The following is a 12274-nucleotide window of genomic DNA, read 5'->3' as shown; positions in this document are numbered from 1 at the left end:
ATCATGGAATGCGACATTACCACCATCGAACGCGATGGATTTCTGGAAGTTCCCATGGTGCGCCACCAGGCCGGCGTGGCCACGGCGGGCCACGACATGGTGGCCGAGGAGTATCCCGTGGCCCTCGTCTACAACGGCATCGCCCACGCGGTGATGATGGCCACGCCGCGCGACCTTGAGGAATTCGCCGTCGGCTTTACCTTGACCGAAGGCATCGTCGGCAGCGTGCGCGATATCTACGACCTCGACGTGTGCTGCGGCGCGGACAGCGCGGAAGTGCGGCTGACCATCGCCCAGCCGGATTTGATCAAGCTCAAGGCTCGCCGCCGCGCTCTGACGGGGCGCACGGGCTGCGGCGTGTGCGGCATCGAAAGCCTGGCCCTGCTGGACCTGGTGCCGGAAAAGATCACGCGCCCCCTGCCGCCGCTGGTCGCCAGCAGCGCCATCCTCGGCCGCGCCGCGCGCGAACTGCTGCCCTACCAGGAATTGATGCACAAGACGGGCGGCGTGCATGCGGCCGCCTGGTGCACGGCCGAGGGCGCCATCGTGAAAGTGTTCGAGGACGTGGGCCGGCATAACGGCCTGGATAAACTGATCGGCTACCTGGCGCTGCACCGCATCGCCATGCACGACGGCTTCGTCTTCCTGTCCAGCCGCGCCAGCTATGAACTGGTGCGCAAGTCGGCGCGCATGCATATCGGGCTCGTCGCCACCATCTCGGCGCCCACCTCGCTGGCCATCCGCATCGCGCGCCAGGCCGGCATGCAGCTGGCCAGCTTTTGCCGCCGCGACGGCTTTGTCGATTACACGGCGGGCGAAAGGGGAAATAGCGGCCAGCATGCACCTTGAACAGCCGATGCTACATTCTTTGCCGTAAAGCAAGTGCACGCTTGACTTGCCGCCGCTGCAGGCCAACTATGACAATAGTTTCCTATTGTTAACTTTGCCTGCAGCCACTATGCTGGCGCGGCAGCGATGAAAGGATGGCGGCGATGGCCCTGGCACAAGAGCAGCATCTGATGGATACGTGGCAAACGGGCGGCTTGAAGCCGCGTGCCTGCGATTGCGGCGGCACCGTCTTCACCATCCTGCATCAGCGGGTGATGGCGGACATGCGGCGCCGGCAGTTTCTCGGTGGCGCGGCCGCCATGCTGGCGCCCTTCATCGGCCTGTCCACCAGCAACGCCATCGCCCAGCAGCCGCAAACGCCCCAGCGCCCCCTGCTGCTGACCAATCTGCGCCTGTTCGACGGCACGGGCAAGACGCCCCGCTCCGGTATCCACGTGCTGGTGACAGGCCCGACCATTACCGCCCTGTTGCCGGCCGGCGAGAAGGTGGAAGGCGCGCACGTCATCGATTGCCAGGGCAAGCTGGTGATGCCGGGCCTGATCGACGCCCACTGGCACACCATGCTGGCCGCCATCAACCAGGTGACGGCCATGACGTCCGACGTTGGCTATCTGTATCTGGTGGCGGCGCAGGAAGCGCAGCGCACCCTGCTGCGCGGCTTTACCTCCGTGCGCGATCCTGGCGGCCCCGCCTTTGCTTTACAACGCGCCATCGATGAAGGCATCGTCGACGGTCCGCGCATCTTCCCCTCGGGCGCCATGATTTCGCAAACCTCGGGCCATGGCGACTTCCGCCTGCGCTCGGAAATTCCCCGCGCGGCCAACGCGCCGCTGGGCATGGCGGAAACGGCGGGCATGGCCATGATCGCCGATGGCGAGGCGGAAGTGCTGCGCCGCGTGCGCGAGCAGCTGATGCTGGGCGCGACGCAAATCAAGATGATGGCCGGCGGCGGCGTTGCTTCGATGTACGACCCGCTCGACAGCACGCAATATTCGGAACGCGAACTGCGCGCCGGCGTGGAAGCGGCCGCCGACTGGGGCACGTATGTGATGACCCACGTCTACACGCCGAAAGGCATACAGCGGGCCATCCGCGCAGGCGTGCGCAGCATCGAACATGGCCAGTTGGCGGACGACGATGCCGTGCGCCTGATGCGCGACACGGGCACGTGGTGGAGCCTGCAGCCTTTCCTGCAAGACGCGGATGCGAATGTCTACCCCGATGCGGCGCGCAAGGCCAGCCAAACCATCGTATCCGAAGGCACGGTGAAGGCGTATGCGCTGGCGCAAAAGTACGGCATCAGGACGGGCTGGGGCACAGACATCCTGTTCAGCGCGAAAAACACGCCCACGCAAGGCCGCCAACTGGCGAAACTCACGCGCTTTTACGATCCCCTGACCTTGCTGGCGCAGGCGACGGGGCAGAATGGCGAACTGCTGGCCCTGTCCGGCCAGCGCTCGCCCTATCCGGGCACCCTGGGCAAGCTGGCCGTGGGCGCGTTTGCCGACTTGCTGGTGGCCGATGGCGATCCCACGAAGAACCTCGATTTCCTCGCCCAGCCGGAAGAAAGCCTGCTGCTGATCATGAAGAACGGGCGCATCTACAAGGACAAATTGAGCGCGCCACGGGCAAGCTGAAGGCTGGCGCGTTGGCAACGGCGGTGGCTTGCCGCATAATGCGCCCATGTTCAAACTGACTTTTCTCGGCACGTCTTCCGGCGTGCCCACGCGCCACCGCAACGTCACGTCGCTGGCCCTGCAAACCACGCACAACCGCGACTGGTGGATGATCGATTGCGGCGAAGCCACGCAGCACCGGCTGCAGCGCCTGCCCCTGTCCGTGCACGACCTGGTGGGCATCTGCATCACCCACGTGCATGGCGACCACAGCTATGGGCTGCCTGGCTTGCTGGCCAGCGCCTCGATGACGGGACGCAAGAAGCCCTTGCTGCTGATCGCCTCGGCCGCCATCAAGGCCTGGATCGACGCCACCCTGCTGCACACGGAACTGTTTTTGACGTACCCCTTGATTCATATCGACGTGGACAGCGCGCCAGTCGTGCATGAGGAGGCGGGCTTGACCATCTCACGCCATGCGTTGTCGCACCGCGCCCCGAGCGTCGGTTATCGTTTTGCGCTGGAAACAAGCAGGTGGAAGCTGGACAAGGCGGCCCTGCAGGCAGCCGGCGTGCCGCCCGGCCCCGCCTGGGGACTCTTGCAGGCTGGCCAGGATGCGATCCTGGACGATGGCACGGTATTGAACGCCGCCACCTTCCGCCAGACGGACACGCAGCGCGCCACGGTGGTGATTGGCGGCGACAACGACACGCCAGCGTTGCTGACGGACGCCTGTGCCGGCGCGCAACTGCTCGTGCATGAAGCCACCTACACGGAAGCCATGCTGCAGAAAGTGGGCCCCGGCCCCACGCACAGTTCCGTGCAGCGCGTGGCGCAGTTCGCCGAAGCGGCCCGCTTGCCGAACCTGATCCTCACCCACTTCAGCGCCCGCTATCACCATGCGGACGGCATGGCCGAGCTGGAAGCGGAAGCCCGGCTGCATTACTCGGGTGAACTATTCCTCGCGCGCGATTTCGACAGCTATGAACTCGATGCGGCAGGTGTGCTCAGCAAGCTGCCGGCAAAGAAATCTAGTGGGGATTGACGCCATACTGCGCCGCATACTCTGCCGCCAGCGCGCGCGCCGCCTGCTGCTGTGACGGCGTGAGGATTTCCAGCAACTGGTCGCGGTTCTTGATCGATTGTGCGCTGCCCGCCTCGGCCGGCATGGCGATCCACGCATACGCCTGCACGTAGTCGAGTTCCACGCCCTGCCCTTGCGCGTACAGCAAGCCGTATTCGTTCTGCGCCGACAGGGAACCGGCTTCGGCCGCCTGCTTGTACCAGAAGGCCGCCTCGGCGAAGTCTTGCGGCACATCAACCCCCTTGCGGTAGGCCTGCGCCAGGTTGAATTGCGACTGGCCATCGCCCGCCTCGGCCGCCTGGCGGCCATACGCAAGCGATTGCGCCATGTCTTGCGCGACGCCATCACCGCTCGCATACATCAGGGCCAGATTGGCCAGCGACGGCGGAAAGCCCGCCTGCGCGGCTGCCGTGAACAGTTCCACCGCTTTCGGCAAGTCTTGCGTCACGCCATGGCCCTGGTAATACAGGCTGGCCAATAAATGCTGGCCGGCAGGATCGCCGGTGCGCGCAGCCGCGTCGAATTGCCTGAATGCCTCGGCGTGCTGACCGTCGTTATAAGCGAGAATGCCCGCTTCATTCAAAGATTCGGGAGAGGATGTCATCAGAATTCCTTATTCGGGGATTTTTGGGCATTGTACACAGCACTGTTCCGCGCAGAATGCACGATAGGGAATGGTGTGGCACATTGCCCAAATCATGCGTTATCATCATTCTCCGCCCGATATAATCGGGGCATTGTGCCCTACATTTGGGGCCCAATATCCGCCCAAGAATAACGCCATGAAATTGATTGTTCTGCTTTTATCCCTGATTTCCACCTCGGTTTATGGCGGCACCTTGCACCTGGACAAAGCCGCGACAGGCAAAGTACGGCAAGCGGCCGATATCCGCTATGCGAATCACGATGAAAAACAGACGTACCAGCTGAAAATCGGGAAGCAGTGGATACCTGGCAGTTGCAGCACCAGCGGCACGGGCAATTTGCATGCGCTGCTGGTCGACATGAATTTCGACGGCCATGCCGACCTGTGGCTTACCGGTTACACGGATAGCCAGGGACGCATCCGCTGTTCCGATGTATGGCTGTGGGATGCGCCGGCGAAGCAATACCGTTTCAATCAACCCATGTCTGCCATTCCGAATCTGGATATCAGCACAGCCGATCAAAAAATCGAAGGCGGCATCCCCAATTGCGGCTGCGCCGCGCAATGTTTTTATGAAGACAGCTATGCGTGGCGGGCTGACAAATTAATCACCACCGCCCGGCGCGAACAGGATTGCGAGCGCTATCGGGAATACCGCTTGAATGAAAAAGACGCCTTGATCATCGTCAAGGATGAAATCATCGATAGCGGCAATCCCGGCCAGCAGGCCATCGAGAATACAAAAGTAGTTGACTGGCAGCGTCACGCGAAAATCATGCGCAAACCTTGGGAATGATTTTAATCCTGTCCTGCCCGCCATTCATCCGACACCATCGAGTTAATACATGACGACACACCCAGCATCGATTACCTTCCATCCCGCCAGGACGGAAGACACCCCGGCCTTTATCGCCTTGCGCGGCAAGACACGGCAAAACGCCGTTTCCGAGGAACGCCTGGCGGAAGTGGGCATCACGGCCGTCACCTGGGCGGAAATGATGCGCTCGGGCAGCCTGCCTGGCCAGGCCTGCCATCACGACGGCCAGCTGGTAGGCTACTGCTTTGGCGAGCGCGACACGGGCGAAATCATCGTCCTGGCCCTGCTGCCGGAATTCGAAGGCTTAGGCATCGGCAAGACCTTGCTGGAACTGGTGATGACGGAACTGCGCGCGCAGGGCCACCAACGGCTATTCCTCGGCTGCTCCAGCGATCCCGCTTCGCGCTCCTACGGCTTTTACCGTTACCTGGGCTGGACGGCGACGGGCGAGACGGACAAGTATGGCGACGATGTGCTGGAGTTTCTGTTCCACTGATATAACAGGAATGCGTCCGGCCGCAGGCCGCTGGCCGGATCGCTTCACTCGTCTGCTAGGGCCCGAAGCGTGGCGTACGTCCAGACACAAGGGAGGTACGTCACGCGCCATTGTCGGCCCCCTCCAGCTTGTCACAAATTCTTCATTGATAGTTTGTCATGCACATAACTTACTATCAAAGCAATAGTTTAGAATAACGTCTGTTGAGTGATGAACGACGCGTTTCCTGGTATTCGCCTTGTCGCTTCCCCGCCTCTCCGCCCCCTCCCCAGCTTCCTCCATGGCGAAAAATTCAGCACGCTCTTATGTAAAGAAAATCTTTACTGTTGTAAATAAGAGTAAAGCATATAGATAAAATTGACATTTAGTGCAAATAAATGTTTTTATGTTACCCCTAGGTAAAATGAATATCACATTTTACAAAAATGACTGAACTTAAACGGTCAAACTAGATCGGGTTGGCAGGCAATTGCATATCTCAATATGCTTGTTTCAACAGTTTTTCGCATAAAACGGGTCCTGAGAATGACTCGTACGGAGAAGTGAATTGACCAAGAAGTTTGTTCTGAAGCGCAGCGTCGTCGCTGTCGCATTGACACTGTCCTCATCCCATTTCGCGTTTGCACAGCAAGTTCCGGCAGAGCCGGCAGTGCAAAAAGTCCTGGTGACCGGTTCCAATATCAAGCGTACTGAAAAGGAAGGCTCTTCGCCTATCCAGACCCTGAACGCCAAGCAGATTGCCGCTACCGGCGCCAATACCGTGGCAGAACTGTTGCACTCGATCCCAGCTTTCGGCTCAGGTTCGTCGGTGGACGTGACCGACGGCGGCTTCGCCCGTGGCGCGGCAACCGCGTCCTTGCGTGGACTGGGTTCGTCTTCCACGCTGATTTTGCTCAATGGCCGCCGCATCACGGCTTCCGCCTATGCCGACCCGAACCAGGGGAAATCGGCCGTCTATGACTTGAACAGCATTCCCGTGTCGGCCATCGAACGCGTCGAAGTATTCAAGGATGGCGCATCGGCAGTGTATGGTTCCGACGCCATCGCCGGCGTGGTCAACTTCATTACCAAAACCAAGTACACGGGCGCCGAAATGAACGCCAGCATCAGCGCCAACGACGACGGCGAATTCGCCCGCAAGAGCGCCAGCGGTATCTTCGGCTTTGGCAAGGATCGTTTCAATGCCTTCGTCAGCTTTGACGTAGCCAAGCGCGACAGCACCATCATCAAGAACGAACGGGACGTCGAGAAAGGCATGTATGCCGATATCAATGGCCGCCTGAACCCTTTCGCCAGCAGCCTGACGACATCGCCGTTCTTCTACGCTGAAACGAAGCCAGGCACGAAGAACTTCGCCACCACCTACGCACAGCGCGCGCAAATCATCAACCGCCTGGACTGCCCGACATCGCAGCAAATCACCGGTAACATGGCGGCGCACAACCTGCTGGCAACCGACACGCTGGTGGGACGCACCTTCTGCAACTTCAACATCGACGATTACGCCGAAGTGCAAAGCGCCGGCAAGGACGCCAACATCCTGTCGCGCGCCACGTTTGAAATCAACGAGGACGTGACCGCCTTTGCCGAAGCCGGCTACAGCCGTTCGGAACGCACCTATCTGCGCGTGCCGACCGCCTTCCGCAGCACAGCTTCGACCACCGTGTATCAAATCAACGGTGCACCGCAGCAGTTCCAGATGATCTTGCCGGTAGGTCATCCTGACAATCCATTCCCGACGCAGCGCTCCGCTGTCGGTTACCGCGTCAGCGCCCCGGGCGGCGCCTCCAATCTGAACGAAAGCTATCGCTTGCTCGCTGGCGTGCGCGGTACGACAGGTGCGTGGGATTGGGAAACGGCCGTGCTGTGGAACCGCTCCGAACGCACGGAAACCACGAATGGCATGCTGTATCGCCCGACCCTGGAAAAGGTCATGACGCAAAACTGGACCCTGGCGCAGGTCAATGCCGATCCTAGCGTCACGCGCGATCTGGAAAACCGCGGCTTTGCCCAGGTAACGCAAGTCGATGCCAAGGCGAGTACCGCATTTGGCCAGCTGGCTGGCGGTCAGGTCGGCGTGGCATTCGGCGCTGAATTCCGTCAAGAAAAAATCGGTCTGACGCCAGACATGGCGACACAGCGCGGCGACATCATCGGCCTGGCCAATTCGATGGCCGATGGCCAGCGCAATGTCAGCTCGACATTCGTCGAAGTGCGCACGCCGTTTGCGAAATACTTTGAAATGGACTTTGCCGGCCGTTACGACAAATACCCTAACATGAAGGGCAATTTCGTACCGAAAGTCGGCGCCAAGTGGACCATCAGCGACCGCGTGGCCGTCCGCAGCACCTATGCAGAAGGTTTCCGCGCACCAGCACTGACCCAGGTCTCGCCTGGCGGCGTACAGTCGTTTGGCAACGTGGTTGACCCGCTGCGCTGCCCGGACGGCGTCAATCCGGCCTCCGGCGCAGATAAAACCGATTGCAAGAAAGGCATTTCCAGCCTGTCCTCGGCCACGCCTGATCTGCGCCCTGAAACTTCGAAGAGCTACTCGCTGGGCCTGATTCTGGCGCCAACCAAGGAAATCGACGTGCTGGTCGATTACTACCGCATCAAGAAAGTGGATGAAACCGCTTTGTTCAGTGCGCAGTACATGGTTGATCGTCAAGACCGCTACCCTGGCAGCGTCGTACGCGACAACAATCCGGCCAATCTGGTGACCGATGCCAATGGCAACGTGGTGCCTAACTCCGGCCCGATTTCCCAGGTCAACCGTTCGTATGTGAACCAGGGCAGCACTGAAGTGCAGGGTATCGATTTTGAAGTGGCGTACCGCAAGTCGCTGGGCGATCTGGGCCGTCTGACGGCCAACCTGAACTGGAGCTATCTGATGAGCTTCAAACGCGCCGAGCGTCCGGGTGAAGCAGCAACCGACACCTCCGGCGCGAATGGCGGCCTGTCCGACTATGCCACTTCGGTCGGCGACAATCCCAAGAACCGCGGCAACCTGTCGGTCAACTGGACCCGTGGCGACCACTCGCTGACGACGTCGGTAGATTTCGTCGGTCCAGTATCGTTGCTGCGCCGTAGCGACAACAATGTGGTCTACGAGAAACCATACTGCCAATACGGCGTGGGTCAACCCAAGTCGGCATATGGGCTGGGCGGCTTGCCAAAGTACAGCAACTACATCAGCAGCTGCGACGTGAAGAGCTGGACGACCACCAATATGTCGTACTCCTACACGGGCTTCAAGGATCTGACCCTGTCGTTCAATATCAAGAACCTGTTTGATATCAAGGCGCCATACGATCCACGTTACCCAGTGGAAGGCTTCAATCCACAGTTGCACAATGGTCAAGGCCGCTACTTCCGCATCAGCGCCAACTACCACTTCATGTAATCCCCTGCTGCCGGCGTGATACTACGCCGATAGCCAAGGGCTGAGTCCTGTCTTACACAGGACTCGGCCCTTTTTAGTTTCAGATGGAAAATGTCGGCCGCCGATCTGCTTCCGCCCCTGCCGGCTCAAGGCAACTTCTTGCCTTCATCCTTGTCGGCCGCCTCCAGTCCCCAGTCATTCCAGCCTTCGCCAAACAGCTCGATCGGATGCTGCGTGCGCTCGGAACCATTGCCGCAACGCATGGCGTCCGGCGGACAATACTTGTCGCAGCCCCAGCAGATGCGTTCGGGGTTCTTGGGATTCAAGGGAAAAGGCTTGGCCATGGGAGGCGATCGTGGTCGTTTGAGGGTTCCTGGTTGACTCTAGGCCTGGCGTGGGGGGGCGGTCAAACGAATTTCGGCTGGGAACTTGTCCGATATCAAGCTTGTGCAGAAAATGGAGCGTCGGCATGGCGCCGCCTCCTATTCCGGATCTTTCGTGACGGATATGGCCACTTCCAGCACGGTTCTCACGTAATTGACACTGCCGTCGACAGCCGGCTGCGCCTTCAGCTCATCCTGCACGTAGACCATCGTCACCATGGCGCCAGGCACGAACAGCCTGGTGTCCTGCTTGTGATTCGTGTAGATGCTTTCGTCGACTGTCGAGCCATCCGCCAGGCGCAAGGTGAAGCCGTTGACCTGATCGCCACGGCGGCTGTCCTGGCCCGCGAAATACGTTCGTTCGATGCTGCCCGTCAAGGTTTGCGTCTGGAGGCGTTTGGCCTCGATGCTTTGCCACCAGGCTTCGGAAGCGAACAGGCCGTGACTGCCTTTCAGGCCCATGTGGGGTCTGGAACTGTCGCGGGTGAGGGACTGGGTTTTGGCGACGCGGCTGGGATCTTTTGCCAGGGCTTCGGCAAGGGTGTAGACGGGTTTCATAGGGCGCTCAATATTTGCGCCGGATGACATAGGCATTGCCGGCAGGCTCAAAACCGAGCGTCGGATAGTAAGACATGGCATCCGGGGCGGAGAGCAGTATCAAGGATACTTCGTCGCCGATGATAGCCTGAGTGCGCTTGACAAGTTCCTTGCCGATACCCAGACCCTGGTACTGCTTGTTGACGGCCAGATCCGACAGATAGCAGCAGTAGGCATAGTCCGTCAGCGACCGGGCCAGACCCACAAGCTCATTATCCACCCAGGCCGACAGCAAAAGGCAAGGCGCAGCGAACATGCGCGCGATTCTCGGGAGATTGTCGGTAGGACGCTTGATTCCGGATTGATCGAAGACACGCACGACATCGAGCGGATCGAGGGGAAAGTTGTGACGATATTCTACGCTGATGTTTTTCATGGTTTTAAAGGTGGCAGGTAATTGGGCGCAGCTTGTTTCTGCAAACATTGCTCATGTTGGCATGTGCATTAATAGTATGCCAGTTGCGGGGGCGAGAAGGCTGTTCCCGTCCCCGCCACGCATCTGACGCTCATTCAAATGCCCGGAACTTCAGGAAACGCGGGCCTTCATACGCCACCTCGCAATCAAATAGGAATCCTGCCAGCAAACGAACAAGCTGCGCTAGCTTGTGTGACAATGCACACACTGGACATGTGGAACCTTCCATATCTCTATCTGATATCAAACCGACTTGGCAAGGATTGTAAAAATGTGGGTACCGTTACGATTGAATAAACGCATGTCCACTTCCTTTGTTGCCGCCCTTTTTCTTGTTGCTGGTGCCTCATCAGCACTCGCTGGCACGCTTGACGAAGACCGGACACGCGGTGACATCCATGGCTTGTTTGAGATCAGGGATGCAGCAGTACAGTTCATGGCAGCTGAAAATGCAAAAAATGAAACAAGTTGGCAAGTCCTGGAGCCGAACCGGAAGATTCTGGTAACGAAATGCGCGGTAGCGTTGGGTGTGCAATGGGTTCCGAAAAGCCATGGCCTGTCCGGACCGAATGTTGCTGTGATTTGCGCCAAGACCGTCAAGCCCACGATACAAGATAAATGGGAAGTGTTTGTGCCGATCGCCAAGGGGCCGGTGGCGCATAAATGATCAGCTCGCGAGGGTATGGCTGGAGGAGCCATCCTGACAGCAACCGATCATCGGAATTCTTCGGAGTGTCATGAATGCGATAAAAAAACCAGTCAGATGACTGGCTTTTTTATTATGTCGGACTTTCTTGAAACTGTTTGGCATTATCAAAAATTTCATACCATGCAGGCTTGGAGCCAACATGCACATGAAATTGTATTCTTACCTCAGGGTCATCATCCAGGCAGTTAAGCGATATTGGAAATGAATCACTCTCTGAACCAATTTCCCCCAAAGAAGTCCCGCATTTCTTGCAAAAAGTTCTTGCGTATTTAAAGGGAGCCTCTGGCTCATATCGTTGAATAAATTCCCGCCCCTCCAGCAAGGTAAATGCATTTTTATCCACGAAGGCCAGGGCACTCGCTCCGGCCTTCCGGCAACGCGAACAGTGACACATGCCCATCATGCCTGGGGGTGAGGCCAATTCAAACTTTACTGAGCCACAGCAGCAACTACCTTTGATCATGAGGTGTCCTTTTTGAAAGTTGACACTGTATTTTTACACAGTACTTCTCGACAAACAAGACACATAGGGAGGAATTTTTTCAGCACCGAAACGAGGGGCTGTTCCGCCATTCAGACGCTGAGCGATGCGCTGGATGCCGTGAAAGCTGGCTCAGTCGAAAAGCGAATGAGGAGCAGGTGGATGCGGGGTGGACTTGGCTGGAAAGCCCAGCCCTTCGAATCTCACACCGACAACGCTACCTACGCATGGACATCGGTTAAATCGTGCTCCACCAAAATCATCGTATATCCAAGCACCTTGAGCCTTGACAAGAAAATTACACCAGCGTAGAATTAATTTGCCCTAATTTTAGGCAGCTCTTCTTTCAGATTTCATAAGGCTTGTATGTTGGAGATTGCAGTAATCCGATAACCAAAATTCTTCTTTAGCAAGAAGCTTTGGTTATCAATGCGCAAAAATACTTGGCGTGCACCTGCTGGTGCCTGCTGATTCTGCACATTCAGATTACTGAGTTAGGATTTCCAACATGAACATTTCCAAGCCGGAACAACGGACTCTTCACGTTCTCGCAAAAGGTGGTCGTATCGCTCATATACGCGATATGTCAGGCCGCATCACATCTGTCGAATGCTACACCCGCGACGGCCATGTACTGTCAGATTGCACAGTAGCTACTTTCACAAAGCTCAAGACGAAGCGCTTGATCAAGTCTACAAATGGTCAACCATATCAAATCAATGCGACCGGGCTTCGATCCGTACGCGCACAGCTCGACAACCGCTAACTTTTTAGTTATCTACACCAAGGAAAAATCAAA

The 12274-nt window shown here is 58.1% G+C and carries 13 protein-coding genes; 8 read left to right on the top strand and 5 right to left on the bottom strand.

All coding sequences use genetic code 11. The features are described from left to right. Nucleotides 1-3: 3 nt before the first annotated feature. The 3 genes from fdhD to AC3IQ7_RS09810 all read left to right on the top strand — a co-directional run bounded on the left by fdhD (nt 4) and on the right by AC3IQ7_RS09810 (nt 3510). On the top strand, nt 4-849 hold the full coding sequence (fdhD, locus tag AC3IQ7_RS09820) for a formate dehydrogenase accessory sulfurtransferase FdhD (RefSeq protein WP_489209277.1): 846 nt from the start codon (nt 4-6) through the stop codon (nt 847-849). A 143-nt stretch (nt 850-992) separates the two neighbouring features. Beyond that, on the top strand, nt 993-2486 hold the full coding sequence (locus AC3IQ7_RS09815; protein ID WP_322427961.1) for a metal-dependent hydrolase family protein: 1494 nt from the start codon (nt 993-995) through the stop codon (nt 2484-2486). Between the two features lie 46 nt (nt 2487-2532). Then, entirely contained in the window at nt 2533-3510 is a 978-nt protein-coding gene (locus tag AC3IQ7_RS09810) for a ribonuclease Z (RefSeq protein ID WP_489209274.1), read from the top strand. Here AC3IQ7_RS09810 and AC3IQ7_RS09805 read toward each other — a convergent pair. Beyond that, entirely contained in the window at nt 3497-4153 is a 657-nt protein-coding gene (locus AC3IQ7_RS09805; RefSeq protein WP_099380060.1) for a tetratricopeptide repeat protein, read from the bottom strand. The two genes, AC3IQ7_RS09810 and AC3IQ7_RS09805, sit on opposite strands and share 14 nt — an antisense overlap. A 70-nt stretch (nt 4154-4223) precedes the next feature. On the opposite strand from AC3IQ7_RS09805, the gene AC3IQ7_RS09800 reads away from it, so the two are divergent. The 3 genes from AC3IQ7_RS09800 (at nt 4224) to AC3IQ7_RS09790 (ending at nt 8911) form a co-directional block, all read left to right on the top strand. Beyond that, a complete protein-coding gene (locus AC3IQ7_RS09800; RefSeq protein WP_489209272.1) occupies nt 4224-4991 on the top strand; it encodes an XAC2610-related protein in 768 nt (255 codons plus the stop codon). A 49-nt stretch (nt 4992-5040) separates the two neighbouring features. Then, nucleotides 5041-5508 (top strand): GNAT family N-acetyltransferase, encoded by a 468-nt coding sequence (locus AC3IQ7_RS09795; protein WP_489209270.1) that lies wholly within the window; start codon nt 5041-5043, stop codon nt 5506-5508. Nucleotides 5509-6157: 649 nt separating this feature from the next. Then, nucleotides 6158-8911 (top strand): TonB-dependent receptor, encoded by a 2754-nt coding sequence (locus AC3IQ7_RS09790; RefSeq protein ID WP_489209268.1) that lies wholly within the window; start codon nt 6158-6160, stop codon nt 8909-8911. A gap of 125 nt (nt 8912-9036) precedes the next feature. Here the strand turns inward: AC3IQ7_RS09790 and AC3IQ7_RS09785 are convergent, their stop codons facing one another. The 3 genes from AC3IQ7_RS09785 to AC3IQ7_RS09775 all read right to left on the bottom strand — a co-directional run bounded on the left by AC3IQ7_RS09785 (nt 9037) and on the right by AC3IQ7_RS09775 (nt 10294). After that, nucleotides 9037-9234 (bottom strand): DUF3079 domain-containing protein, encoded by a 198-nt coding sequence (locus AC3IQ7_RS09785; protein ID WP_489209266.1) that lies wholly within the window; start codon nt 9232-9234, stop codon nt 9037-9039. Between the two features lie 138 nt (nt 9235-9372). After that, entirely contained in the window at nt 9373-9831 is a 459-nt protein-coding gene (locus tag AC3IQ7_RS09780) for a hypothetical protein (protein ID WP_489209264.1), read from the bottom strand. A 7-nt stretch (nt 9832-9838) separates the two neighbouring features. After that, entirely contained in the window at nt 9839-10294 is a 456-nt protein-coding gene (locus AC3IQ7_RS09775) for a GNAT family N-acetyltransferase (protein WP_489209262.1), read from the bottom strand. Between the two features lie 292 nt (nt 10295-10586). On the opposite strand from AC3IQ7_RS09775, the gene AC3IQ7_RS09770 reads away from it, so the two are divergent. Then, entirely contained in the window at nt 10587-10952 is a 366-nt protein-coding gene (locus AC3IQ7_RS09770; RefSeq protein WP_489209260.1) for a hypothetical protein, read from the top strand. A 112-nt stretch (nt 10953-11064) separates the two neighbouring features. Here AC3IQ7_RS09770 and AC3IQ7_RS09765 read toward each other — a convergent pair whose 3' ends face one another. Next, nucleotides 11065-11457, bottom strand: a complete 393-nt coding sequence (locus tag AC3IQ7_RS09765) for a GFA family protein (RefSeq protein WP_322427949.1) — start codon at nt 11455-11457, stop codon at nt 11065-11067. Nucleotides 11458-11983: 526 nt separating this feature from the next. On the opposite strand from AC3IQ7_RS09765, the gene AC3IQ7_RS09760 reads away from it, so the two are divergent. Then, nucleotides 11984-12241, top strand: coding sequence for a YjhX family toxin (locus AC3IQ7_RS09760; protein ID WP_489209258.1), 258 nt, complete (start codon nt 11984-11986; stop codon nt 12239-12241). Nucleotides 12242-12274: the final 33 nt, after the last annotated feature.

This window comes from Janthinobacterium sp. GL_088 (assembly GCF_057837845.1).
Note: the sequence above shows the minus strand (reverse complement) of the source record. Positions and strands in the feature narration are given on the sequence as shown.